Source organism: Clostridium sulfidigenes (assembly GCF_052067195.1).
Classification (GTDB): domain Bacteria; phylum Bacillota; class Clostridia; order Clostridiales; family Clostridiaceae; genus Clostridium_J; species Clostridium_J sulfidigenes.
In genome coordinates this window covers 164,733-189,355 of sequence record NZ_JBQHQR010000004.1, presented here as the reverse complement: position 1 = coordinate 189,355, position 24,623 = coordinate 164,733, and the positions used below count along the sequence as shown (strand labels likewise).

General features: G+C 30.8%; 38 protein-coding genes and 1 pseudogene. 35 read left to right on the top strand and 4 right to left on the bottom strand.

Annotation, left to right across the window (positions count from 1 at the left end):
- From ACTNBA_RS06395 to ACTNBA_RS06260, 28 genes are all read left to right on the top strand, one after another.
- Complete coding sequence (locus ACTNBA_RS06395; protein ID WP_441073093.1) at nucleotides 1-1,026, top strand: major capsid protein; 1,026 nt, start codon at nucleotides 1-3, stop codon at nucleotides 1,024-1,026.
- Between the two features lie 48 nt (nucleotides 1,027-1,074).
- Complete coding sequence (locus ACTNBA_RS06390) at nucleotides 1,075-1,350, top strand: hypothetical protein (protein WP_441073092.1); 276 nt, start codon at nucleotides 1,075-1,077, stop codon at nucleotides 1,348-1,350.
- 1 nt (nucleotide 1,351) lies between these two features.
- Nucleotides 1,352-1,765: a DUF6751 family protein gene (locus ACTNBA_RS06385; protein ID WP_441073091.1), complete on the top strand. Its 414-nt coding sequence runs from the start codon at nucleotides 1,352-1,354 to the stop codon at nucleotides 1,763-1,765.
- 1 nt (nucleotide 1,766) lies between these two features.
- Nucleotides 1,767-2,126 (top strand): minor capsid protein, encoded by a 360-nt coding sequence (locus tag ACTNBA_RS06380; protein ID WP_441073090.1) that lies wholly within the window; start codon nucleotides 1,767-1,769, stop codon nucleotides 2,124-2,126.
- A complete protein-coding gene (locus ACTNBA_RS06375; protein WP_441073089.1) occupies nucleotides 2,123-2,551 on the top strand; it encodes a chloramphenicol resistance protein in 429 nt (142 codons plus the stop codon). The genes ACTNBA_RS06380 and ACTNBA_RS06375 overlap by 4 nt, the downstream gene beginning before the upstream one ends.
- Nucleotides 2,552-2,563: 12 nt before the next feature.
- Nucleotides 2,564-2,809 (top strand): crAss001_48 related protein, encoded by a 246-nt coding sequence (locus ACTNBA_RS06370; protein WP_441073088.1) that lies wholly within the window; start codon nucleotides 2,564-2,566, stop codon nucleotides 2,807-2,809.
- Nucleotides 2,810-2,820: 11 nt separating this feature from the next.
- On the top strand, nucleotides 2,821-3,300 hold the full coding sequence (locus ACTNBA_RS06365) for a hypothetical protein (RefSeq protein ID WP_441073087.1): 480 nt from the start codon (nucleotides 2,821-2,823) through the stop codon (nucleotides 3,298-3,300).
- 20 nt (nucleotides 3,301-3,320) lie between these two features.
- The gene (locus tag ACTNBA_RS06360) at nucleotides 3,321-3,665 is read left to right on the top strand and encodes a DUF6673 family protein (protein ID WP_441073086.1); all 345 of its coding nucleotides are present in this window, start codon (nucleotides 3,321-3,323) and stop codon (nucleotides 3,663-3,665) included.
- On the top strand, nucleotides 3,665-4,258 hold the full coding sequence (locus ACTNBA_RS06355) for a bacteriophage Gp15 family protein (RefSeq protein ID WP_441073085.1): 594 nt from the start codon (nucleotides 3,665-3,667) through the stop codon (nucleotides 4,256-4,258). The genes ACTNBA_RS06360 and ACTNBA_RS06355 overlap by 1 nt, the downstream gene beginning before the upstream one ends.
- A 52-nt stretch (nucleotides 4,259-4,310) precedes the next feature.
- Nucleotides 4,311-4,808, top strand: a complete 498-nt coding sequence (locus tag ACTNBA_RS06350) for a hypothetical protein (RefSeq protein ID WP_441073084.1) — start codon at nucleotides 4,311-4,313, stop codon at nucleotides 4,806-4,808.
- A gap of 60 nt (nucleotides 4,809-4,868) precedes the next feature.
- Entirely contained in the window at nucleotides 4,869-7,316 is a 2,448-nt protein-coding gene (locus ACTNBA_RS06345) for a phage tail protein (RefSeq protein WP_441073083.1), read from the top strand.
- Nucleotides 7,306-8,151: a phage distal tail protein gene (locus ACTNBA_RS06340; protein ID WP_441073082.1), complete on the top strand. Its 846-nt coding sequence runs from the start codon at nucleotides 7,306-7,308 to the stop codon at nucleotides 8,149-8,151. The genes ACTNBA_RS06345 and ACTNBA_RS06340 overlap by 11 nt, the downstream gene beginning before the upstream one ends.
- Before the next feature lie 11 nt (nucleotides 8,152-8,162).
- The gene (locus ACTNBA_RS06335) at nucleotides 8,163-8,780 is read left to right on the top strand and encodes a hypothetical protein (protein WP_441073081.1); all 618 of its coding nucleotides are present in this window, start codon (nucleotides 8,163-8,165) and stop codon (nucleotides 8,778-8,780) included.
- Nucleotides 8,762-10,042 (top strand): siphovirus ReqiPepy6 Gp37-like family protein, encoded by a 1,281-nt coding sequence (locus tag ACTNBA_RS06330; RefSeq protein WP_441073080.1) that lies wholly within the window; start codon nucleotides 8,762-8,764, stop codon nucleotides 10,040-10,042. Before ACTNBA_RS06335 ends, ACTNBA_RS06330 begins: the two co-directional genes overlap by 19 nt.
- 15 nt (nucleotides 10,043-10,057) lie before the next feature.
- Complete coding sequence (locus tag ACTNBA_RS06325; protein ID WP_441073079.1) at nucleotides 10,058-12,082, top strand: hypothetical protein; 2,025 nt, start codon at nucleotides 10,058-10,060, stop codon at nucleotides 12,080-12,082.
- Nucleotides 12,082-12,987 (top strand): hypothetical protein, encoded by a 906-nt coding sequence (locus tag ACTNBA_RS06320; protein ID WP_441073078.1) that lies wholly within the window; start codon nucleotides 12,082-12,084, stop codon nucleotides 12,985-12,987. Before ACTNBA_RS06325 ends, ACTNBA_RS06320 begins: the two co-directional genes overlap by 1 nt.
- 13 nt (nucleotides 12,988-13,000) lie before the next feature.
- On the top strand, nucleotides 13,001-13,462 hold the full coding sequence (locus ACTNBA_RS06315; protein ID WP_441073077.1) for a hypothetical protein: 462 nt from the start codon (nucleotides 13,001-13,003) through the stop codon (nucleotides 13,460-13,462).
- 10 nt (nucleotides 13,463-13,472) lie between these two features.
- On the top strand, nucleotides 13,473-13,763 hold the full coding sequence (locus ACTNBA_RS06310; protein ID WP_441073076.1) for a class-II aminoacyl-tRNA synthetase family protein: 291 nt from the start codon (nucleotides 13,473-13,475) through the stop codon (nucleotides 13,761-13,763).
- A 3-nt stretch (nucleotides 13,764-13,766) separates the two neighbouring features.
- Nucleotides 13,767-13,886 (top strand): XkdX family protein, encoded by a 120-nt coding sequence (locus ACTNBA_RS06305; RefSeq protein WP_441073075.1) that lies wholly within the window; start codon nucleotides 13,767-13,769, stop codon nucleotides 13,884-13,886.
- A gap of 251 nt (nucleotides 13,887-14,137) precedes the next feature.
- A complete protein-coding gene (locus ACTNBA_RS06300; RefSeq protein WP_441073074.1) occupies nucleotides 14,138-14,413 on the top strand; it encodes a hypothetical protein in 276 nt (91 codons plus the stop codon).
- A gap of 70 nt (nucleotides 14,414-14,483) precedes the next feature.
- Nucleotides 14,484-14,927 (top strand): phage holin family protein, encoded by a 444-nt coding sequence (locus tag ACTNBA_RS06295; RefSeq protein WP_441073073.1) that lies wholly within the window; start codon nucleotides 14,484-14,486, stop codon nucleotides 14,925-14,927.
- Between the two features lie 47 nt (nucleotides 14,928-14,974).
- On the top strand, nucleotides 14,975-16,027 hold the full coding sequence (locus ACTNBA_RS06290; RefSeq protein ID WP_441073072.1) for an N-acetylmuramoyl-L-alanine amidase: 1,053 nt from the start codon (nucleotides 14,975-14,977) through the stop codon (nucleotides 16,025-16,027).
- A gap of 211 nt (nucleotides 16,028-16,238) precedes the next feature.
- Nucleotides 16,239-16,439 (top strand): helix-turn-helix transcriptional regulator, encoded by a 201-nt coding sequence (locus tag ACTNBA_RS06285; RefSeq protein ID WP_441073071.1) that lies wholly within the window; start codon nucleotides 16,239-16,241, stop codon nucleotides 16,437-16,439.
- A gap of 124 nt (nucleotides 16,440-16,563) precedes the next feature.
- Entirely contained in the window at nucleotides 16,564-16,722 is a 159-nt protein-coding gene (locus ACTNBA_RS06280; protein ID WP_441073070.1) for a hypothetical protein, read from the top strand.
- Nucleotides 16,710-16,856 carry a hypothetical protein gene (locus tag ACTNBA_RS06275; protein WP_346920941.1) on the top strand — a complete coding sequence of 49 codons (147 nt, stop codon included), beginning with the start codon at nucleotides 16,710-16,712 and terminating at the stop codon, nucleotides 16,854-16,856. Before ACTNBA_RS06280 ends, ACTNBA_RS06275 begins: the two co-directional genes overlap by 13 nt.
- Nucleotides 16,853-18,031, top strand: coding sequence for an FtsK/SpoIIIE domain-containing protein (locus tag ACTNBA_RS06270; protein ID WP_441073069.1), 1,179 nt, complete (start codon nucleotides 16,853-16,855; stop codon nucleotides 18,029-18,031). The genes ACTNBA_RS06275 and ACTNBA_RS06270 overlap by 4 nt, the downstream gene beginning before the upstream one ends.
- Nucleotides 18,015-18,551 carry a hypothetical protein gene (locus tag ACTNBA_RS06265; RefSeq protein WP_441073068.1) on the top strand — a complete coding sequence of 179 codons (537 nt, stop codon included), beginning with the start codon at nucleotides 18,015-18,017 and terminating at the stop codon, nucleotides 18,549-18,551. Before ACTNBA_RS06270 ends, ACTNBA_RS06265 begins: the two co-directional genes overlap by 17 nt.
- A 126-nt stretch (nucleotides 18,552-18,677) precedes the next feature.
- A complete protein-coding gene (locus ACTNBA_RS06260; RefSeq protein ID WP_441073067.1) occupies nucleotides 18,678-19,070 on the top strand; it encodes a metal-dependent hydrolase in 393 nt (130 codons plus the stop codon).
- Nucleotides 19,071-19,083: 13 nt separating this feature from the next.
- Here the strand turns inward: ACTNBA_RS06260 and ACTNBA_RS06255 are convergent, their stop codons facing one another.
- On the bottom strand, nucleotides 19,084-19,263 hold the full coding sequence (locus ACTNBA_RS06255; protein WP_441073066.1) for a hypothetical protein: 180 nt from the start codon (nucleotides 19,261-19,263) through the stop codon (nucleotides 19,084-19,086).
- 126 nt (nucleotides 19,264-19,389) lie between these two features.
- Here ACTNBA_RS06255 and ACTNBA_RS06250 point away from each other — a divergent pair, with 126 nt between their 5' ends.
- Nucleotides 19,390-19,683 (top strand): helix-turn-helix transcriptional regulator, encoded by a 294-nt coding sequence (locus tag ACTNBA_RS06250; RefSeq protein WP_346920946.1) that lies wholly within the window; start codon nucleotides 19,390-19,392, stop codon nucleotides 19,681-19,683.
- Here the strand turns inward: ACTNBA_RS06250 and ACTNBA_RS06245 are convergent.
- The gene (locus ACTNBA_RS06245) at nucleotides 19,680-20,114 is read right to left on the bottom strand and encodes a helix-turn-helix domain-containing protein (RefSeq protein WP_441073065.1); all 435 of its coding nucleotides are present in this window, start codon (nucleotides 20,112-20,114) and stop codon (nucleotides 19,680-19,682) included. The genes ACTNBA_RS06250 and ACTNBA_RS06245 overlap by 4 nt on opposite strands.
- 6 nt (nucleotides 20,115-20,120) lie before the next feature.
- Here ACTNBA_RS06245 and ACTNBA_RS06240 point away from each other — a divergent pair.
- A pseudogene (locus tag ACTNBA_RS06240) lies at nucleotides 20,121-20,405 on the top strand (FAD-dependent oxidoreductase); the annotation flags it as partial.
- 97 nt (nucleotides 20,406-20,502) lie between these two features.
- On the opposite strand, the gene ACTNBA_RS06235 reads toward ACTNBA_RS06240, so the two are convergent.
- Both ACTNBA_RS06235 and ACTNBA_RS06230 read right to left on the bottom strand, forming a co-directional pair.
- A complete protein-coding gene (locus ACTNBA_RS06235) occupies nucleotides 20,503-20,931 on the bottom strand; it encodes an ImmA/IrrE family metallo-endopeptidase (protein ID WP_441073064.1) in 429 nt (142 codons plus the stop codon).
- Between the two features lie 53 nt (nucleotides 20,932-20,984).
- Nucleotides 20,985-21,428, bottom strand: coding sequence for a helix-turn-helix domain-containing protein (locus tag ACTNBA_RS06230; protein ID WP_346847974.1), 444 nt, complete (start codon nucleotides 21,426-21,428; stop codon nucleotides 20,985-20,987).
- Nucleotides 21,429-21,758: 330 nt separating this feature from the next.
- Here ACTNBA_RS06230 and ACTNBA_RS06225 point away from each other — a divergent pair, with 330 nt between their 5' ends.
- The 5 genes from ACTNBA_RS06225 to ACTNBA_RS06205 all read left to right on the top strand — a co-directional run bounded on the left by ACTNBA_RS06225 (nucleotide 21,759) and on the right by ACTNBA_RS06205 (nucleotide 24,540).
- A complete protein-coding gene (locus ACTNBA_RS06225) occupies nucleotides 21,759-22,193 on the top strand; it encodes a sigma factor-like helix-turn-helix DNA-binding protein (RefSeq protein WP_441073063.1) in 435 nt (144 codons plus the stop codon).
- Nucleotides 22,194-22,659: 466 nt separating this feature from the next.
- Nucleotides 22,660-23,100 carry a chloramphenicol resistance protein gene (locus tag ACTNBA_RS06220; protein WP_441073062.1) on the top strand — a complete coding sequence of 147 codons (441 nt, stop codon included), beginning with the start codon at nucleotides 22,660-22,662 and terminating at the stop codon, nucleotides 23,098-23,100.
- On the top strand, nucleotides 23,093-23,587 hold the full coding sequence (locus ACTNBA_RS06215) for a hypothetical protein (protein WP_346847977.1): 495 nt from the start codon (nucleotides 23,093-23,095) through the stop codon (nucleotides 23,585-23,587). Before ACTNBA_RS06220 ends, ACTNBA_RS06215 begins: the two co-directional genes overlap by 8 nt.
- 15 nt (nucleotides 23,588-23,602) lie before the next feature.
- Nucleotides 23,603-23,944 (top strand): DUF6673 family protein, encoded by a 342-nt coding sequence (locus ACTNBA_RS06210; protein ID WP_441073061.1) that lies wholly within the window; start codon nucleotides 23,603-23,605, stop codon nucleotides 23,942-23,944.
- The gene (locus ACTNBA_RS06205) at nucleotides 23,944-24,540 is read left to right on the top strand and encodes a bacteriophage Gp15 family protein (protein ID WP_441073060.1); all 597 of its coding nucleotides are present in this window, start codon (nucleotides 23,944-23,946) and stop codon (nucleotides 24,538-24,540) included. Before ACTNBA_RS06210 ends, ACTNBA_RS06205 begins: the two co-directional genes overlap by 1 nt.
- The last annotated feature ends 83 nt before the right edge of the window (nucleotides 24,541-24,623 follow it).

Below are 24,623 nucleotides of genomic sequence, written 5' to 3'. Positions count from 1 at the left end.
ATGCCAAGAATAGAAGAATTTTTTAACACAAAGGAATTAATAAATTATTTTAAAGAAAGAAAGATAGCACCAATGTTAGGTGAAAGTCTATTCCCAGAAAGAAAAATTCAAGATATAGAATTTGATATGATCTTAGGTGCTGGAGGACTTCCAGTTAGTGCATCTGTACATGCATTTGATACAAAGACTCAGATGGCTAGTAGAGAAGCTATTGAAAAAGGAGTTGCAAGCTTAGCATTAATAAAGAGACAAATTAAAATAGCAGAGAAGGAAATAATTAAAGTTCAAAATCCAAGAACTGAGGCAGAGTTAACATTTGTATTATCTCAGCTATATAAGGATTCTGAAAAGATGGTTGAAGGGGTAAAAGTAAGAGTGGAAGCCATGAGAATGGAAGCTCTTTCAACTGGTAAAATTAAAATTGAAGAAAATGGAGTAAAAGTTACTCTTGATTATGGAGTTCCAACAGCCAATAAGAAATCATTCAATTGGAGTGTTGCATCTACATCAAAACCACTTGATGATTTAACAACTTTAGCAGATGCAGTAGAAGATACTTCTAGTAGACCAACGAGAGCTCTTACATCTAGAAAAATTGCTAGAGCTATATGTAATAGTAATTCTGTAAGAGCTGCTATCCATGGAGTAAATTCTGATAAGATTGTTACTTTAGCTCAATTAAATGAATTACTAGAACAATCAAACTTACCACAAATAGTTACTTATGAAGCTAAGTACAAAGTAGAAGGTGCAAAAGGATTTACTACTAAGAGATACTTCCCAGAGAATGTTATTTCAATGTTCGGAGATGGTCCTCTTGGAGAGACAATTTATGGTTTAACTGCTGAAGAAGTAAAATTAATTGGTGATGGTAAAATGGATGAAGCTTCAATGGTAGGACATATTTTTGTAGGAACTTATACTTCTATAGATCCAGTAGGAGAATTTACAAAGGCTGCAGCAACTGCATTACCTTCTTTACCACATGGAGAAGAGCTAGGAATTGGAACTATAACATTAGCTTAATTTAAGAGGGATTAATTTCCCTCTTTTATTTTATAGAGGAGGGATTATATGACTTTAGAAGAAAGAAATCAAGTTAAAGCAATATTGGTGATTAGAAATTATTTAAATAGGGATTTGAGTGATATTTATATTAAAAAGAATTATTCTTTAGCAATAGATCAACTTATAGAAAATGCAAGTAAAATAAATTCAGCTAAATCAGTTGGAGTTAAGTCCATGAGTGAAGGTAATCAAAGTATTAGTTTTGACTCTAATATAGAAGCCTGGACAATAACTCCAGATGTAAAAGCTTTATTACCTACACCATACGTAAGGATGTGGTAATATGGTATTTTTTAAAAATGATACTATTACAGTATACAACAGGTACTTTGATAACACCTTAGGTTATGACAGGTATCAAAGAACTGTAATTAAGGGTGTTAATTGGCAGAGTAAAAGAAATGCGACTATTAGCAATAATGGGTTACTACTTGCAGATAGCACCTTAATTTTTATAGATAAGCTAGATAATTACGTATCTCCTAAGAGATTTAAAAAGTTACCTGATACAGAAAGGCCTAACTATTTTACTTTTGCCAGTGATGGGGACAAGATAGTTAAGGGGGATGTATCTTTTGAAGTAACAGGAATATCACCCTATAGACTATCTGACTTAGAAGGTGCTTTTGACAATGTAATAGATGTTAAAAGCGTTAACGATACACTACCGAACCATATGGAAGTTGAGGGGGTATAATATGGCTACTAATGTTAGAGTTGATATTGATGACTCCCAAAAGATACTACTTAAGAGATATCTAAATAAGAACGGAAGGGCGCAAGTAGAATTTACTAAGCAAGTAGCGAAATATAGCAATAACTACACACCATTCAAGACTGGTCGGCTTAAGGACATGATGATTACTTTAAGCACAGATAAAATCACCTATAATGCACCATATGCGGCTAAACAATATTACACTAACAAAGGTATGGGTAAGCAAGGAAATTCTCAAGGTGGCTTAAGAGGTAAGATGTGGGATAGAAGAATGTGGATAGATAAAGGAGATAATATTGTAAAAACAATAGCTCAATTTGTGGGAGGTAAGAGTAAATGATAATTGATAATCTTAGAAATTATATAAGGACTTGCCCTTACCTAGATACTTTTAATAATGCAATTAGGGTTAATGTCAACTACCTCGAACCTTCCCCGGATACTTATTCTATAGAAGAAATTCCAATCGAACCTATAATGAAAAAGTACGTTAATGGTGATAGTATTAGGCAATATGCTTTTATATTTACATCTAGAGAGCCTTACGGGGCAGATGTGTTACAAAATATTGATAACTCTGGATTCTACGAAAAGTTTGCTGAATGGATAGAAAGTAATAATGATAATGAAATATTTCCATTACTTGATAATGGATTAGAGCCTTTAGAAATTAAGGTTACTAGCACTGGTTATGCTTTTGCAGTAACAGAAGATACGGCACAGTTCCAGGTGCAAATGAGATTAAAATATTTAAAGAAGAAATAGGAGTGAAGGGGAATGGAATTAAAAGAAACAATTGAAATGATGCAAAGTGATGATTACAAAGAAAGATTTAAGGCGGAATACTTGCAACTTAAAATAAGAATGAATGGATTAGGTAATATGCTTAAAAAATACAAAGAAGGAACTTTAACATTTAAACCTTCTTGTAGTTATGATTTGTTAAATGGTCAATTTAAGGCTATGGATACCTACGCATCATATTTAGAGGAAAGAGCAGAAATAGAAAATATAGAATTATAGGAGTGATATAAATGAGTATTCGTAAAAGAAAAATACAAGCTAGTTACTTAAAAGTAAGTGAAGCTTTTGAATTATTAGGAAGTGGATTTACAGAACTTAATGAGAGTCCTAGTGCACAAACTGCATCTAAGAGATATATAAATCAATCTAGTGCGACTCAATCTGTGATAGGTTATGAGTGGAGTACAAGCTTCAATGCAGACCAGATTGTTAGTGAAGTGGCTATAGAACATATTAGAAATATTGGAGAAATGCAATTAACGGGTGCAGACACCGAAACAGAATATATAATTGTGGATCTAGACAAAGCTGCAACCACTTCTGGATTTAGGGCAAGAAAGTTTAAAGTAGCTATTGCAGTAGATTCCTTCGAGGATAATGATGGAGAATTAGGCATAAGCGGAAGTTTCTTAGGTATTAGCGACCCGGTAGAAGGAACATTTGTAACAGATACTAAGACATTCACAGAAGGATTCACACCAGCAGTATAATAGGAAAGGGGTAAATAAGAATGAAGATTAATAATGTAGAATTACAAGATATAGATATATTAGATTATGAAGTGGCTGAGAAGTGGGAGAACGCCTTAGAACACGTTGAGGGGGTCGCAAAATCTATTGAAGGTACGAAAGTATCTGAAACTATTAAAATACAGTGTAACGCGATATTTGAGGTATTTAACACACTATTCGGCGAAGGTACTGACAAGAAGGTATTCGGTGATAGAGTTAATCTTATGATGTGCTTAAAGGCTTTTGAGGAATTAGTTTTGTATATAAAAGAACAAAAAACAGAAGTTGAGAAAATGGCAAGTAAATATTCCCCTAATAGAGTCCAAAGAAGAAATAAAAAGTAATGAATATCTTAATCGACCTATTACCTAAAGAAGTGAATATAGAGGGTGAAGATTACAAAATTAATAGTGATTTTCGCACCTCTATTTTATTTGAACTTCTAATGCAAGATAGCTCTATAAGCGAAGAGGATAAGATTATACAAGCCTTAGAACTTTACTATCCTATATTGCCTAAAGATTTAAATCAAGCCATAGAGAAGATATTGTGGTTCTATAGATGCGGAAAAGATGAAGTCGAAACTAAAAATAAGGGAACAGGCAAGAGTACAAATGTTTATTCCTATGATTATGATGATGACTATATCTATTCTGCATTTCTAGACCAGTACGGAGTTGATTTACAAGATGTGAATTACCTTCATTGGTGGAAGTTTAAAGCTATGTTTAAAAGCCTTAAGGAAGATAATGAGATAGTTAAAATAATGGGTTATCGTGCCATGGACTTAAGTAAAATCAAAGACAAGGAACAAAAGGCACATTATACGAAGATGCAAGAGTTATATAAAATTCCTATTGCAAAAGATGAAAGAAATAAATTAGATGAAATAAATAACATTCTACTTAATGGTGGGGATGTTAGTAAAGTATTGTAATATATTCTTAATATATGATATATTGTATATGTTATGAATAGGAGGGGTATTTATGAAAAAGATATTAACTGCTTTACTTTGCTTAATATTTTCACTAAGTTTAGTAGCATGTGGCAAAGAAGAAAAGAAAGATACAACTATAAAAGATGTTGCTAAAGCAGAAACTTCAAAAGAAAAGGAAAAAAAGCTAGAAGAAATTAGAGAACAACAAAAGGATGATAAATGTGATATAGTTTTAGCTGATACAGATAATGTTACTATTACTTGTAAAGGTAAGGGAAAGAGCGCATTTGGAGGAATATATATAACATTGGAAGTTGTAAATAAAACTGATAAAGATATTCTTGTTGGTGCTGATAAATGCAGTAATGATGGAACCATGGTGGATGATTTATTTAGTGAAACCATAACCGCGAAAATGAAAAGTGAAAGTGATTTATCGGTAATGGATAATAATATAACAGAAGTTAAAAATTTTAAAGGAACATTTTTAGTTATGGATGATTCTACTGGAGAAACAATTGAAAATATAGAGTTTAGTATAGAATAATATATAGGGCACTTACTTAATTGTAGGTGCTTTTGTTATGCCTAAAATTCCTCATAGGAGGTGAGAAAAATTAGTGATGGTAGAATTATTATAGATACACAAATTGACAGTAAAGGTGCAGAAAAAGGAGTAAAAGGATTAGGTGGTAAATTAGGTAGTTTAGCAAAAACAGGAGCGGTTGCAATAACAGGATTAGCTACTGCAGCTTCGGGAGTTGTTGCAGCTTTAACTACATTGTCTATAAAACAGTATGCTGAATATGAACAGTTGACTGGTGGAGTTGAAACATTATTCAAAAAAAATAGTGACCAAGTAATAAAATATGCAAATAATGCATATAAGACAGCTGGAATGAGTGCGAACGAGTATATGAGCACCATTACCGGATTTAGTGCAAGCTTATTACAAGGACTTGGTGGAGATACTAAAAAAGCCGCTGAAATCGGGAATATGGCTGTTATAGATATGTCTGACAATGCAAATAAAATGGGTACTGCAATCGAACGTATACAGGATGCCTATCAGGGATTTGCGAAACAAAATTACACAATGCTAGATAACTTAAAGCTAGGGTATGGTGGTACAAAAACCGAAATGGAAAGACTTTTAGCTGATGCTCAAAAAATTAGTGGCGTTAAATATAACATAAGTAATTTCAATGATGTAATAGAAGCTATTCATGTAATTCAAGAGCAAATGGGTATAACTGGAACAACTTCGCTAGAAGCTGCAAGCACTATTGAAGGTAGTTTAAACATGACTAAATCTGCATGGACTAATTTATTAACTGGTATGGCTGATGATAATGCTAATTTTGATGTATTAGTGCAAAATTTAGTTGAAAGTTTAGGTGCTCTCGGTGAAAATTTGTTACCCCGAATAAAAATAGCAATAGAAGGTATTGGAGAATTATTTAGAACATTACTTCCTAAGGTTTTAGACGAAGTCCCAGAGATGATTGCATCTTTATTTCCTGAGTCAATGCAAGAAGATGTGAGAACAATCTTTGAAGGTATAGTTGAAGCGATAAAAAATACAGTTAATGTTGCGTTGCAATGGCTCCCTAAAATAACAGAAGGATTTGCGTGGATTCTAGATAATGGTAATACAATAGCAACTGTAATAGTTGGTATAGGTACTGCGTTATTAGTTTTAAACGTAGCTAATATGATTATGGGTGTTGTTAAAGCTTTCAAAGGGGTTAAAACCGCTACAGAGGCATGGGCAGTTGCGCAAAAACTATTAAATATTGAAATGATGGCGAATCCTATAGGGTTAATTATTGCCGCTATAGCTGGTTTAGTAGCTGCATTTATTTACCTATGGAATACTAACGAAGGTTTCAGAAATTTCTTTATTAATGCTTGGAATATGATTAAAGATGGATTTATTGCTGGGTGGAATGGCATGATTGCTTTCTTTACAGAAACTATTCCTTCATGGATAGAAAGTATAAGGGCATGGTTTGGTTCTCTAGGTGAATGGTTCGGAACTCTATGGACTAATATTAAACAATTTTTCATAGATGGATGGAACGCTATAGCAAGTTTCTTTACTGAAACAATTCCATCTTGGATTCAACAAATGTTTGATTGGTTCAATGAGTTACCTTATAAAATAGGTTATGCCATGGGGTTTGTACTTCAAAAAATAATTCAATGGGGTAAAGATACATGGAATTATCTTGTAACTAACGTGCCTATATGGATCAATTCTATAGTTAATTGGTTTGCTAAATTACCAGGGCGTATATGGACGTGGCTATTAAATACAATAAATAAAATAATCCAATGGGGGCAACAAACTTATTCTAATATGGTTAGTGCAGTTACAAGTGCTATAAATGCAGTAATTCAATGGTTTACTACATTACCGGGTAAGATTTGGCAATGGTTGTTAAATACTATTTCTAAAGTTGTTCAATTCGGTAAAAATCTAGGTAATGAAGCACAAAAAGCTGGTTCGAATATGGTTAAAAACATTATAGGAGCAGTAAAAGACCTTCCTTCTAAATTCTTAGATATAGGAGTTAATATTGTAAAAGGGATTTGGAATGGAATTACTAGCATGGGAAGTTGGATACATGATAAAGTAACAGGATTTTTTAAAGGGATGTTGGATGGTGCTAAAGAAGCAAACGATATACATTCTCCATCAAGACTCTACAGAGATAAAATAGGTGCTATGATGGCCCAAGGTGTTGGGGTTGGATTTGAAAGTGAAACTTCTAGGGTTGAAAAAGATATTAGAAAAAACTTAGCTGATATAGTTTCTAATATAAATATTGATGAAGTTAGTGCTAAACTCAATGCTGCAGTATATCAAGAACAAGCTAGAACATCTAGAGCTATTACTGCTGGATTTAATAAAGTTGTAAATAACACTAATACAATAACCAACGATAATGGAGTAACTCAAAATGTTACAATAGTAAATCCAGAAAGAACTCCTGCTGAAAATGCTAGAGCTCTTAAGAAAGTAGGGAGGGACTTAGCTTTTGGATACTAGATTTTTAAATTTAAAGTTTCAAGGTGGTACTGACACTTTAAATATAGAAAAAGACAGTGATTATAAGTTAATAAAAGTTGAAGGACTTGAAAGCACTGACTATGAAATAGATATAGAGCAATATACACAATACGATGGTGGATACATTAAGAAAAAAAGATTGTTACCTAGAGATGTATTTATAGAAGTTGATTATAAGGGACTTAATAAGGAATTTGAAAGACAAAAATTAATAGGATTTTTTAATCCTAAGCGACAAGGAATTTTAACAGTTAATTATTGTGGAATAGAAAAATATATTGCATATGAGGTAGAGAGTTTTAAAGCGCCTATGGATAATTTATATGCACCTTTAAACTTTAAAGTTGATTTGGTTTGTCCGGACCCGTATCTTAAAGAATATGAAATGGGTGAAGAAATAAGTACATGGATTGGTGGATGGAAGCTTAAATTTAAACTTCCCTTTAAGTTCAAACAAAAGGGAGAGCCTAAGAAAAATATATTTAATAGTGGACACATAGAAACGCCTATAGAAGTGTTTTTTAAAGGTCCTGCGGTGAATCCTTGTGTACAAAACAACTCAACAGGTGACTTCATAAAAGTTAATAGAGTCTTAACATCTGATGACATTTTGTATATTTCAACAGAATTCGGTCATAGAAAGGTTGAAATTGTGCGTAATGGAGTAAAGGAAAATGCATTTCATTACATAGACCCAAAATCAACTTTTTTTCAGTTGCAAACAGGTGATAATATGATTGAGTATACAACGGAAAATGACTTAGATCCCCAGAGTGTAGAGGTTAGATATAGAAACAGATATTTAGGCGTTTAGGAGGTGATAACTTGGAGCATAGTGGTTTTTTTAATGGAGACCAGGAATATGGACAAGAAGAATTTAATAGATACTTTGATAATATTTATGAAAGTGGAGTAAGTATTGATGGTAATAATAACATGACATTAGGTGTAACACAAGAAATGGGTATACTTAAAATTGCTTCTGGGTTTGCTATCGTTAAGGGATTTTACCTTTACAATGATAGTGTTAAAGAAATATCTATAACTAGAGATGTTAATTATAATAGAATCGACAGGATTGTAATTAGATTAAATTTGAGCAACAGTAAAGTAAGCATTGAATTAAAGCAAGGAGTAGCATCTAGTAGTCCTCAAGTACCTTCTCTTCAAAGAGATAATTTTATTTATGAACTGTCATTGGCTCAAATACTTGTTCCTATAAGTGGGAGTTTTAAAATAACTGATGAACGATTTAGAAATGAAGTTTGTGGAGCTATAAGACCTAAAAACTTAAGTGAATTCAAAGATATGACTAAACAATTTCAGGAACAATTTGATAAGTGGTTTGAAAGTCAACAAGCAAAAGGATGGAGAAATATATTCATACAAAATTCAAGTCCTAGTTTGGCGGTGGATGGTTCAATATGGATACAAACAGTATAAAAATAATAAATGTAGATTTTGAGCTATTAGGAGATATAGAGGATTATATCTCTTTTTATTTTGTAAGAAATTTCAGTAAAGCTAAGGAATTTCAAATAGTTGTACCTATAAAATATATTGATATATTAAAAGATGGAAATATCATTTTTATAGATTATAAAAAGGCCGGAGTAATAGAAGAAGTTACTATTGATGAAGATAAAAAAATAATAACTGCCAAAGGTCGAGATCTAAAGTCAATTATAGATAGAAGACTTACAGTACCTCCAATTGGAAAAGCCTATGACGAAATAAAGGCTACTGCAGAGGAAGTTATAAAACATTATGTTATAAATAACTGTATTTCTCCAGTAGATTCTAAAAGAAAAATAGAACAATTAGAAGTAGCAATAGATAAAAAGAGGGGTTCAATTCTTGCATGGCAGAGTAGATTTAAGTATCTTGATTTTGAGTTAGAGCAAATATGCAGTACTGCTGGTTTTGGATGGGAAGTATATTTAGACATAGACAGAAAAAAATTTGTTTTTGATGTAGTTGAGGGAGTAAACAGAACAATCGAACAAGATGTAAATAGTAGAGTAATATTTTCAGATGAATTTGACAACATAACAAATTCTACTTATATAAATAATTCTTTAAGTTATAAAACAATGGGATATGTTGCAGGGCAAGGTGAAGGAGAAGATAGAACAGTTCAAGAGGTATATCGGAATAATAATACTGGACTAGATAGAAGAGAATTATTTATAGATGCTAGGGATATTTCGGAAGATGATAAGTTGGAAGATAGAGCTAGAGCCAAATTAAATGAGTATGACTTTATTACATCAAATGAAAGTACTGTTATAAACTCTAACTTCATATATGAAGTAGACTGGAATTTAGGAGATTTAATAACTCTTAAAAACTCCATGGGTACAACAAGTCAAAGAGTTTCAGAGGTTACAGAAGTTTATGAAGAAATTAGAAAAATAGAGATAATTTTAGGAAGTGTTATTCCTACTATAGCAGACAAAATGCAATCCCAGATTAATAGCATTCAAAGCTCCGGTGGAGGTAGTGCTGGAGATAAGTCATACACACATACTCAAATATCACCAGCAGCTACATGGAATATTATGCATAGCTTAAACAAGTATCCTTCTATAACTATAGTAGATAGTGGAGGCAATGAAGTTATTGGAGATACTAAGTATATAGACAGTAATAATATAATAGTAAGCTTTACTGGTGCATTTGCAGGTAAGGCTCATTTGAATTAGAAGGGAGGTTATTGATTGAAGTATTTAACTAATTTTGATTTGTGCAAAAATGAGCTACAAAATGCTAGAATACAAAACTTAGGAACTGCTCCAGATAACCCAGTAACAGGTCAAATATATTTTAATAGTGCAGATAATAAATTTTATGGATGGAATGGTGCCTGGATTGATTTAGGACAAGTTTTAAATGGAGCTAGTATAGTTAATTTGATTAATAGCAGTAGCTCAATATTGGATAATGATAACTTATCAGATACAGTAAATGATGCAATAGAAAAAAGGCATAGTCATAGTAATGCTACAATATTAAATGCCATAGAGCAGGCATTTACAACAGCATTAAAAAATAAGCTAGATGGAATAACTTCAGGAGCAACTAAAGTAGAAGCTAGTACAACTAATGGAAATATAAAAATTAATAGTGTAGAAAAAACAGTATATACACATCCTGGGACAGGTACTAATCCACATGGAACCACTAAAAGTGATGTTGGGTTAGGAAGTGTAGAAAATAAGTCATCCTCTACAATTAGGGATGAATTGACTACTGTAAATATCAATAAGGCCTTAGGTTTTACTCCGAAGAATATTTTAGAAGGGTTAGAGGGAGCTAGACCAGCAGCTATAGGAAGTTTAAGAGCTTATATAGCTACAGATACTAAAAAAATCTACTATGACCAAGGAACAAATAACTGGTTGCAAATAGGTGGACAGGACACAATAGACTGGTCGAATGTAAATAATAAGCCTATAACTTACCCACCTAGCACACATAACCACGATACAGCGTACCTGGGTAAAACTGCTAAGGCAGAGAGTGCAAAGGTTGCTGATAGTGTAGCATGGGGGAGTGTAACAGGAAAGCCTAGTACATTTACACCACCTACTGCAAGTCCAACAGTACTTGGAGGAGTAAAGATTGGTGCAAATCTTACTATAGATAGTAGTGGAGTATTAAATGCTAATGATAATCCTATTAGCTATCTTATCAAGCAAGAAAAGTTTATAGCTGCAGAAGGGCAAACAGTATTTAATTTAACTAAAGGAAGTTACAGGCAAGGCATAGGAGCTTTGTCTATTTTTATGTATGGAAGTAAGATTGGCAATGAAGCTTTTAATGAGACATCTACTACAAGCTTTACTATGAAAAATGGATTAAGTGAAGGAGATGTGGTTTTAGCAGAATATATCCAGCTTATTAATGTCCAGCCTTATCCAATACATGCAAATGAACATTTAAGTGGTGGAGCTGACCCTATACCTCTTGTTACTGTATCCAGTGATGGGTTAATGGCTGCTACTGATAAAAGCAAACTAGATAATTCTTATACTAAATCACAAGTAGAGAGTGCTATATCTACTGCTATAAATAATCTTATAAATGGAGCTCCAGGAGCATTAGACACATTAACAGAACTAGCTACTGCACTTGGCAATGATCCTAATTTTGCGACTAGCATGACTAACGCTTTAGCTAATAAGGTGGACAAAGTTACTGGAAAACAACTTAGTACAGAGGACTTTACTACTGCTCTATTGACTAAATTAAATGGTATAGCAGTAGGAGCTCAAACTAATCAAAATGCTTTTAGTAATGTTAAGGTAGGTACAACTATAGTAGCAGCAGATAATGCTACAGATACTTTAGAATTAGTTGCTGGTACTAATATTTCTATAATACCAGATGCAACAACTGATAAAGTAACTATAAATAATAACTATAGCTATACACATCCAACAACACATCCACCTTCCATAATTGCACAAGATGCAAATAATAAATTTGTTAGCGATACTGAAAAGTCAGCCTGGAATAGTAAAACTGACAAGTATGCAGTTAATATAGGTAATGGAGCTGCTACAACTATTACAGTTACGCATAACCTTGGCACCACAGATGTTACAGTATCTATAAGAGAAGTCGCAAGTCCATATAATGCAGTTCTAACAGATTGGCAGATAGTAGATGCTAATAACATTAAATTATTATTTGCAGTAGCTCCAACAAGTGGCCAATATAGGGTGGTGGTGATTGGATAATGAAATATCTAAATACACTGCAAGATAGAAATGGGAATGATGTATGGAATAAAGGAAATGATGGTGAAGGCAGTGGATTGGATGCAGATTTACTAGGTGGAAAACATGCATCAGATTTTTATCAAGATGGTACTGTGATAATGAATACTAACCCTTTTGGTGGGAAAAAGTTATACATTAATAGTATTAACAATGCTTTGTTTAGAGCTGAAAGTAGATTTACAGTAACAGTACAAATATTAAATTCTGATAATACTGTTTATTCAACCCCTAGTCCATCTGCATTATTTAATGGAAGTTATGATGATTCAATACAAATACCAGGTGGAAAGAAACTTGTAATTTTGATAGATTTTAATGGGAATTTTCCAGGATATCCATATGGATATGTATATATATCGCATTATCATATTTATCATTCAGCATCTGCTTCAATGCGAACTTATAGTAATTATGAGCCACATGGAATAGGATGGCATGAGTATTCTTTTTCTGATTTTATTAGAGAGGGTTCATCACTTATTCAAAAGGCACGTAATAGTGCTTATCTTATTTCTAAAATGGAAATCACAATAAATGCTCCTGAAACTACAAATGCGTGGGTTTCAGAAATAGATTTCCAACTAGATAGACCAGGTTCAAATGAAATGCCATTACTAGATAAATTTAAGCAAAATAAAATGTACAATCATATTGATATGAATTCGTACAAGCTGCTAAGAGTCGGAGTTCCGACAAGCAGTACAGATGCAGTTAATAAAGAATATGTAGATGAAAAGATTCCAACTAAGCTATCAGAGCTTAAAAATGATGTAGGATTTACTTCAAATGCATTAATACAAACAGTAAGTAATATTGCTCCAGCTGGACCTGTAGTTGGTCAAGTATGGATACAAACTTATTAAAGGAGGTTTTATAATGGGAGTACAAAAAAATGCAAGTTATAAAGTGCACAATGGAACAGATTTTGATGAAATAAATTTTAAGACAATAGCAGCACAGGTAAAGACAGCAGGAGGCTCAGATGTTGAGTCGCAATTGGCTGAAATGATTACTTTTATAAATAGTAAATTAAAAGATACCGGACTTGCTACAAGCGGCGTGGCTGTAAATATAACAAATGGAGAGGGTTCAAATCTGTTTAAATGGGATAATAGTATTTATTTCTTTATTGCACAAGATAATGGTATAACTGCAAATAGCATAACTGGAATATGTTTAAGAAGAACTAGCCATTTTAGTCAACATGCTATTAATGTTTTACACTCTAATGGGTTAAGTTTAGGTGTTAAAAATAGTATGGGAACACAAGTTATTAATGGTGCATCTGCAAATAATATCACTTGTATTGCAGTTAGATTTCCATTTGCAGTAGCGTAGGAGGGGTATTATGTTTGTAGAGTTAGATAATGAAAATAGATTTGTACAATATCATCAAGATAAAGATATGGTTGCACCAGAGCATAAAGATTTTACAATAGAAGTTACAGAAGAATTGTATAAGTTACTTCAAGGTAAAAAACCATGGCAACTAACTACAATAGAAAATAAAATTTATATTTATGATGTACAGGATGGTGAAAAATTTGTTGAAATAATTGTAGTGCAGCCTAAAACAGAACTAGAAATATTAAAAGAAACAGTAGAAGAATTAGTATTAGCTAACTTATTGGGGGTGTAGAGTATGTTTGAAACATTAGCAAGACTATGGAAAGAAGGAAGATTACCTGAGGTTGGGCTAGATAGAGCTATACAGAAAGGTTGGATTACAGAGGAGCAAAAGGTAATTATAATGGGGCAATAGAAAGATATTGTGACTTAGAGTAGTATGAGTATTGGATTGTTAACAGATTGTTAAAAAATGAAATATGAGTTTAAAACACCTGCTAAGATAGGTACTTATCATATAGATTTTAATAATGTATTAATATCTATAAAAATGAGTGTTATATTTTTATATGCATATGCATATGTTTAAAGCTATCTACCCTTAATTTGTTACAACCAGGATTGTTTGATAGAATAAAGGTAAATCACAATTTAGGAGGAATAAATATGAGAGAAATCGAAATTGAGGAAGACTTTATTGAAAAACTAAATGATCATATATCATATGAAAATATCCCATTTGGAGATGGAGTTAATGTAAAAAGATTTAATGATATTGAGATGATTATGAGTAAAGATGGTCACTACGAAGGCATATGCAGTGTGGATTTAGATGGAAATAATATTAAAAATTACTTGAGTGAATCTGGCGAAGGGAAAGTTACATTTAAGTATATAGATGATGAAATTAAGGATTTAGAAGTTGTTGAAATAATTGAATAGCATAAAAAGAGATTAGCATGGCTAGTCTCTTTTTTATTTTTAAAATTAATTTATGAAAGAAGGAAAGAAAATGGAAAGCTTAAATGGAGTTAAAGCAGGGTTTTATACTACCATAGTTTTAGTAGGTGGGTTTATGGGTAAACTTTTCGGAGGATTAGACATACTATTTTATGCCTTGTTTATATGTAGCATTGTAGATTTTGTTAGTGGATTTATTGTTGCTGCAGTATTTAAGAATAGCACTAAAACAGAAACAGGTGCAGCACAAAGTAGTGCCGGGTTTAAAGGCTTAGCAAAGAAAGTATTTATATATCTAATTATAGTTGTTGCTGTACAAATGGATATAGTAATGGGTAATAGTGGACTTATACGTAATGCTGTAATTCTAGGGTTCATGGCTAATGAAGTATTAAGTATTATAGAGAATGCTGGATTAATGGGTATAGAGCTACCAGATGCACTTGTAAATGCAGTAGATATATTAAAAAAGAAATCAGAAAGTAAACAGGAGTAAGGGAAACCTTGCTCTTTTATTTTTAGAAGTTTGAGGAGGAATAGATTATGAAAAATTATATTGTATGTTTAGATGCTGGACATGGTGGTTCAGATCCAGGTGCTTGTTATGGAAAACTTATAGAAAAACAAATAGTTTTAATAGCTACACTAAGTTGTAGAAATGTACTTACAGAGCATGGTGTACAAGTAGTATTAACTAGGTCAACAGATACTTATGTAGGACTTTCTCAAAGAGCTCAAATAGCAAACTTAGCTAAAGCTATTTACTTTGTATCTATTCATTGTAACGCTGGTAAAGGAGATAGAGGTGAAGTTATATCTTCTATTTATAGAGGAAAAGGATTATCTTTATCTAATAATATAGCTAGAGAAATGAAAGCTATAGGTCAAGATACAGTAAAAGAATATAGCAAAAAGGGTAGCGGTGGTACTGATTACTATGCAGTAATTAGAGAAACTAATATGGATGCTGCAATTGTAGAATGTGCTTTCCTAGATAACACTACAGATAATCAAATTATAGATACCATTGCAGAACAAGAAACATTTGGAGTTGCAATTGCAAAAGGTGTTTTAGCTCAACTAGGTATAAAATATAAAGGTAAAACTCCATCAAAACCTACACCAAGTAAAAAACCACAAAATTCTCAAGTATGGGATGATTCAGTTCGGGGTAAAACAGGAGTTGTTACTGGTACTGGTGTAAATGTAAGACTAGATGCTAATATGAATGGTAAAATTCTAGGAACAGTTAATAAGGGCCAGAAAATTACTCTTTATAGGCTAGAAGGAGATTGGTACCATTGTTATAGTATTTATAATGGATACAATAGATGTTACGTTCACAAGGACTATATAAAAGTACAAAGCACAGTAATTCAAGAAGGTACCGCTTATTGTACAGTAAAATCCTTAAATGCTAGGAATGGAGCTAGTACTGATTATGGAATCCAGGGTGAACTCAACTTAAATGAAAAAGTTGCTATAGTAGGAAGGGCTGGTAACTGGCGTCAAGTAAGATATTATAATGCTCCAGCTAAATGTAATAAAATTGGATGGGTAAGTTCTTCATATATAAGAATAACTAAAGATATATAAATAATTAAAGGGTAGTGAGGTAAAACTTGCTACCCTTATTTTTTATGCAATTAAAAGATATATAAATAGAAGGTTTAAAGCAACACCACAACCTAGTAAATAAATTTTAGCACTATATTTTATAAAATCCATAAATTCACCTCAATAAAATCTTTGACATTAAAAGGAAATGTTATACTTGTAGAGAATAGAATAATTAAGAGGTGGTGTTATGGTTAAGAATAGACTTAAGGAGATAAGAATGAGGGAATATATGATGGCTCCGGGTGAGTTTGCTAAATATTTAGATGTAAGTATAAAAACATATAGTGGATGGGAGAATGGACATAGTAAGCCTACTCTAGAAGGTGCTTTAGTAGTAGCTAATAAATTAAATAAAGATATTAAAGATATATGGTATTTAGAAGATTAATTCTAGATACCTTTTTTATTTTAATCTTTTTTCCTATAATTTAAGATTTTTCTTATATTTTAGGAAACATTTATAAATTTATGCATATAGATATATTAAGAAATAAGAAAAGAGAGGTTAAACAATGGTAAATAAGATTACAGTTAGTTTTAAAAACACCACCAAAGATATGAAGTTATTCGTAACAGTTAATAGCCAAGAGGAGAAATCAGATTTTGTTAAGAAAGCTTTGGAGTATTACATTAAGCACTTAGATAAGGAGAATGTTCAATGTTTGGATTAGATTTATTGATTTTGAATGGCATAAAAAGCCTAGCAATTTTCACAGGAACTTTAAAAGAAGGTTTAATAATACTTAGTGGGATTATTATTTATTCAATATCAGCAGTAAAAGTGGAAGGGAGGAATAGCAAGTGATAACAGAATTTGCAATAGCTGGTGCTGGTGTAGCACTATATAGAAATCTAGACAAAATTAAGCTAAGGAAGAAATGGAAACAGATTACCTACTCTAAAAGTCAATTTACTAACAACCTTGAAAAAACTCTTAAGATATGGAGAATAGATAGGACTCCATACGGCTATGACATAATTACAGAACTACCCTATGGATATACATTTGAAAATCTTAATAGAGATATAGATATATTCAAAGAAGGATTACAATTTCAAAGCATACAACTAAGCCAAGTTAATAACGTGGTTATTATGAATTGTGTGGCTAATTACAAGTTCAAAGATTATTCACCTATGCAATTACCAGGTAACAAGTTGTTAATTGCAGATGGTCTTATTAAGCCAATTATAGTAGATATGAACAAATTCCCTCACATGCTTATTGGTGGAGATACTGGAACAGGAAAGTCTAGAATATTATTATTAATACTAACTAACTTAATTAAGTATTGTAGCTATATAGATTTACACTTACTTCAGATTCGTAAAAACGACTTAGGGGTATTTCAAAATTGTGCACAAGTAAAAACATACTCTAAGACATTAAATGAAGTTCTACAAGCGTTAGATGGCATAGATAAAGAATGTAGAAGAAGAGAAAAGCTAATAGATAATACTAAAGGTTACTATAATATTGAGGATTATAATAAAGATAATGGGAATAAACTTAAATACACCTATGTTGTAGTGGAGGAGTTTAGTTTCCTTAATATAAGTCGAGGGGATAGTAAAGAAGAGAAAGCATTAAAAACTAAATGTCTAAAGCACCTTAAAATGATAGTTAATGTGGGTAGAAGTAGTGGTGTATTCCTAATTACTGCATTGCAAAAGCCAACCTCAGACAGTATACCAACGGATATAAAAGCTCAACTATGTACCAGAATAAGCTTAAAAATAGCAGATGGCCCAGCTTGTAAGGTTATCTTGGGTAATGAAAATGCAACTAAGCTCGGAGAAAGAGAAATTATATGTAGGACACTAGAAGAAGAGAAAGGATATAGTTTTACCATGGATCATAACATGGTTATGGAAAACATTAAAGATAGAATAGTAGAAAAGAAGATAGAGAAACCAAAGGAAGTTATCGAAAGTGACCTAAGCAATATTTTGGAGATTCTAAATGGAATTAACGGATAGAGATATTCAAATTATTAATTTTATTACAGATAATACAGGAGCAACCATAGGACAATTACAAGAGTTGTTTTTTCCTAGCTATTCAATGGCAGCTAAAAGATTAAAAATACTTGCAAATAATAAGTATATTAAAGAATCTATCCATCCAACGCTAGGCAAGAAGGTTTACTATATAAAGAAAATACCCTCTTTTCATACATTGGTTTTAACGGATATCTTAGTTGAACTTAAAGACCGAGTAACCTATATGAAAAGAGAGTATGAAATAAATAAAAAATTTATTGACTGTATATTTATATTAAAAAATGGGCAAATTATAACTGTAGAAGTAGATATTTTTAATAGGACAAAAGAAGAAAAATTACTCAGTATTTATGAGGAATTGAGCAAAACAAATGCTCCTGTGACAATGCTAGTTGTAAGCAAACATAAACGTCGTGTTGGGCCAGGCGAGAAGAAAAATAAAAATATTAAAAACATAAGAATAGAAGAAATTAAGGAAGTACTAAAGAAAATATAGTAAGTATCATGAAATAAACTAAAGATGAAACCTTAGTAATATACCCAACTAAATTCACTTTACCTATCCATATCGTTGGATAGGTTTTTTTATATACTTTTGGAGAGAACAGGAGGTTGTAAGAGTATGATGAAACGAACACACATAGCTATAGGTGTAGCTGCTACATTACAAATAATATTAAATAATCCAATATCAGCAATAGGAGTGTTAGGATCTGTTGTTCCGGATTGGGATTATCTTTTAGGAATAAAACATAGAACGTATACACACTCACTATTAGTATTAATTATAAGTAGTATTTCTATACTAATCTTAAATAAGTGGATAGCTCTAGTGTGGTTTATAAACTTTACATTGCATCTAGTAGCAGATAGTTTTACTAAGATGGGAACACCATATTTATATCCATGGAGAAAGAGTTATTATGGATGTAAGTTAATTAAGACTAGAGGCGCAGAGGATTATTTTATACAAGCACTAGCTATAGCTTTTATAATGTTTGTTTATGTAGTGTAAAAGACTAAGGAAATTAAACCTTAGTCTTTTGCATTTTTACTTTCTTAATAGACCTATGTAACATTTTAGATTTTTCTTTATTGCTTAAATTTCCATTCCAATAGATTATTAATACACCTTTATATTTAGTAATAAAGTATTTGAAACTAGACACTTCCTTAATTATTATTCTTAACCCCTTATAATTTATCATTGCCTAAACCTCCTAAGATGTAAATTAAACTTGCATTAATACTATATATGCTAGTTTTCTATGCAAAATGGAAAAATCCTTCTTTATATATCATATTTTTGCTAAAATTTATGTGAGGTGGGGAATGTGATAGGAGATAGATTAAAATTACTTAGGTTAGAAAGAGACTTAAGTCAAGAAGATATAGCTAATACATTTAATATAACTCGACAAGCATATAGCTCTTGGGAACGTAATGAGTATGAACCAAGTTTGGACACAGTCTCCAAGTTAGCTCAATTTTATAATGTCACTATAGATTATTTATTTGGTAAAACTAATATAAGAGAAGATGTTTATAAAGATCCAAAGCTTCAAGAATATATAAATGAATGTGTTAAAATATACAATAGATTCTTAAAACAGAAAGACCATGATTAAATTTCATGGTCTTTTGAATTTAATTTCTTAATTAAATTAAACTTTTCTTTGGGTAATTGATATTTACCACTATGCCACCTTTCCAATGTAGATCTATGAACCTTAAAAAGCGTACACAATTCTGTTTTACCATACGTTGATATAAGGTTTTTAATATTTTCTTCCTGGTTTAATATGTATGTCAAATAGTCATCACATAGTATGTCTTTGTCAAGTATTTTTAATAATTTAATTAAAGTGTCTCTAGTTATGTTATCTCTATATCCAGCTTCAAGTTCACAAATTGTAGATTTACTTAATCCAGTAAGTAAAGCAAGCCTTTCTTGTGTTAATCCTTTTAAAAGTTTAGCTTTTTTTATTCTCTCTGAAAATGTATTTTCACATAAATCACTATATATCAATTCATTCTCTTTTATCGCAATTTGGGACAAAGAGCAGAAGCCATAACAACTGGTTCATTAGCAGGACATAATGCTGTTAGAAATGAGCTTGGAATGCCACTTTTAACCCTTCCAAGAAATTTAGCTACTGGAGACATTATAGCTTATGCTAATGAAAAGGTTCAAACTACAGAAGGTAGAAGAAATAGATATACCTTTGCAGGAGCCGAGTACTTTAAGAGAATGAAGGATAATGGACTTTATATTTTAGAGTCAGAAGAAATTCAAAAAAAGGTGAGGAAGTTAGAGTTAGATAATATTTTCAATCAAAAATTAGTATAAAATACATGAAATATAGAATATAAATTTATATAACAGAAACCATCAAGATATATGATTTAGTATATCCTGATGGTTTTATTGATGAATTTTCAATAATTTATTTATATAAAAATTTATGTTTTAAAAATTTTATATCTATATTTTCGCATTTAGCAATAGTGTTTATAGATAAACCTTCGTAATTAAGTATTATTGACTTATCAATCAACAGCTCAGCTGCAAATTGATCAGCTTGCATTTCATATTTACCTTTAACTTGAGTAGTTTTACTTTCTAAAAAAAGTATATTTAAATTACTATGCAATATAGCGTGGCCAAGTTCATGAGCACAAGTAAATAACATATCGATTTCACTTAATCTAATATTTAAGTGAATTATTTTATTTTTTGGAGCATATTGATAAAATCCATGAATAGACCCTAAATCTTCGTACATAACATTTATTCCAAGAGCATCACATAATTCACGAGGATCATTAGTTTTATATTTTTTTACTAAGTTATTTACTAAAATTGAAATTTCCAAAATTATATTCCCCCCCAAAAACATCATCAAATTTTACGAAATAATGTTTGAAACTATTTTTTATATTTTTTAGGGGTATATTTTATCTTATTCATTTTCTTAGCATACTCAATTCCATTTTGAATAGCAGATTTTAATAATTCCCAGTCTTCATCATTAATAGGATTACCGGAAAGCATAAGTCCTTCTTGATTTTCTAAAGACTCCAAGGTACTGTTAAAAATTTTCTCAATATCTTTTTTATCTTTGGGATTTAATTCTAAATCATCAAAAGTTGATTTTTTAGGTGATGATATATCACTTCTACCAAGTAAGTAGTCTACAGATACGGAAAAAAAATCGGCAATTCTTTGAAGCAATTCATTTTCTGGTATTGCTTTATCATTCTCATATTTAGAAATTGAGCTATTATCTATTAAAAGAATATCTGCTAATGATTTTTGTGTTAATCCATGTTTTTTTCGAAGTTCTTTTAACCTAATACCCAGTGTATTCATATATTTACACCTCCTATAATTATATTATAACCATATTTGAAGTAAAATCAATATAAGTTGAAATAAAATCAAAAAAAATTCAATACGACTTGACAATTTGAATTTAATTCAATAAAATCAAAATATAAATATTGAATTAAATTCAAATGTGGGGGTTGCATGAAAAATGAAGTATATTTAGACAAATAACTCAATAATAGTGAATCACGTTATAATTAGAGTGCAGACTGAAATATGTCTTTAACAAATGAAATATTATATTGAATTTAAATCAATATAATATTTCAAGAATAAATAATAAAAATTGAATTAAATTCAAGGGGGATCAGTATGAATATGAATAAAAAAATTGAAACTATGCTTTATAACTTTAATCAAACGAAAGCAGAAATTAAAAATATAAAACTAGATATAGAGTTACTAGAAAATGAATATGATGACGGAATTGGTGTAAATTACGTGGAGAAGACAGGAAAAACTAATAAAATTACTTCAACAGTGGAAAACATGATAATAAGAAAAGAGGCTCAAATTAACAGATTAAATTATACTATAAAAGTTAAAGAGGCTGAAATAAAAAAGATTGAAAATGCTCTAGAAATTCTTACAGATAGAGAAAGAAGTATTATTGAAATGAGATATTTTCAGAAGGAAAGTAATAGAAATATTTCAGCAAAGCTTTATATTACAGAAGAATATGTATCAGCAATAAAGTCAAAAGCTATTAAATCTCTTGCAAATATATTCTTTTTAAATTCTTTATAAATTCCTTTTAAACTCTCTTTATATAATCGGGTTAAAGCGGTGCTAGAATAATATCATCGCAGTGGTGATAAGTTATTAAAAGTTGAGTCTTAAGATAATAAATTAGTTTTAAATTTTAAAATAAGAATAATAAAGTTTAGATTACTAATTTATCACTATGAGTTATGGTTAAAAAGTTTTATTAACAAATAAGAAATGAAGCTAAAGGAAAGGGGTGATAACAATGCGGTGACTTTCATATTAAGATTTATAAATTCTTTGAAATACATTAGGATAATTCAAAAAGAAAGAATAGCCTCTAATTTAAAGTAAATAAAAATATATATTTAAATTTTATTAGCTAAATAGGATCTAGATAAACCATTTCAATTTTAAAAACTAGTAACCAAAGTCTTAAACTGTGACAATGATTTTAATAAATAGCTAATAGATATTAAAAATATATAAATCAGTAGAGGAGGTAGAAATGAATATAGTAGAAAGTATCAAAGAATATATAGGAACCTGTCCTTATCTAGCAAATATTAATGATGGTATTAATATTAATTACTTAGGTGAAAATACAGTATCCTATATGATAGAAGAACTTCCTAGAGAACAAGTTTTGAAAAAGTATATTGATGGAACTAGTCTTAGACAATACTGTTTCATGTTTGTCAGTAGGGAAGTATGCGGACAAGATGTAGTACAAAATATAGCTAATAGTAAATTCTATGAAAACTTTGCTAAGTGGCTAGAACTTCAATCAGAGCTTAATAATCTACCAGTACTAGATAGTGGGAGAGTGGCACAAAAAATAGAAGCATTAACAAGTGGTTATGTTTTCGAAAAAAATCTAGATAAAGCACAATATAAAATAGAATGTAGATTGGTATATTACCAAGAAGGAGGAAAAAATAATGAGTAGAGAATCAATACAAAGACATCAAATAGCAGATTATATAAATATAGGTGGATCAACAGGTGTAGAAAAATATGAATTAATGGGAGCTGGATTTAATACATTAGATGAAAATCCAGCAGCTCAACTTGATACTAAAGTTTATATTAACGATAAATCATCTTCAACTACAATTAAGTCATACCAAACACAATTCCCATTCACATCAGATTTAATTAAAAGTGAAGGGGCAGTAATGGCATTATACAATGTTGGAAGAAATCATCTTACAGGGGCAGATGCACAATTTGACTATGTTAAAGTTGAACTATTTCAACCAATAGAAGGAAGTGAGAATACTTATAAGGCTAGAAAATTTATAGTAAGTTGTGAAGTTGCTGGATTAGCTGGAGCAGGCGGAGAAACTATTGTGGTATCAGGAAACTTAAATGCAGTAGGAGATTTTATAGAAGGTACATTCAATACTGCAACAAAAACATTTACTGCAATTTAGTAGGAGGAATATTTAATGAATATTAATGGAATTGAGCTAGAATTAGATATATTTGATGCCGATGTTGCAGAAAAATATGATAAAGCAATAAAAAAAGTAATGAATATAGAAGAAGAAACAAAGGGTATGTCAATTGGAGAAGGGATAAGGACTCAGTGCAAAGCCATCTTTAATGTATTCGATGAACTTTTTGGACAAGGTACTCATGAAAGAGTATTTGGAGATAAAGTTAACTTACTTGAATGTTTAAAGGCTTTTGAGGCTCTAATAACAGGCATAAATGAGAAAAATAAAGAAATTGAACTCATTGCTAATAAGTATTCTTCTAATAGAATTCAAAGACGTTCTAAAAAATAATGAATATTTTAATTGATGTTTTACCTCGAAAAGTTGAAATAAATAATAGAGAATATAAGATTAATTACGATTTTCGTACATCCATTTTGTTTGAGATAATGATGCAGGATGATGAGCTTGATGATAAAGAAAAGATATATAATGCTCTTCTTCTATATTATCCAGTAATACCAGATAATTTAGAAGAAGCGATTAAACAAATCCTTTGGTTTTATAGTGGTGGAAAAGATATTAATGAAGGAAGTAGTGGAGTATCTATGGGCAAGAGTACAAGAGCATATAGTTTTGAATATGACGATGACTATATTTACTCCGCTTTTCTAACCCAATATGACATAGACCTTCAGGATATAGAAGATTTACATTGGTGGAAATTTAAAGCCATGTTTAGAGCTTTAAAGGAAGACAATGAAATAGTTAAGATTATGGGATATAGATCTATGACTATAAATACCAATATGAGCAAAGAACAAAAGGATTTTTATAGTAATATGAAGAGAATTTATGCTATTCCAATGAGTAAATCAAAAAAACAAAAGGTAACAGAAATTGAAAATGCTCTTATGGAAAATGGAGACTTAAGGGGAATACTTTGATTTTAGTATTCTAACTATAAAAACTAATAAAAAGTGCTTATAAAACTAGGCACTTTTTATTAGTAAAGGTAGGTGATTTGCAT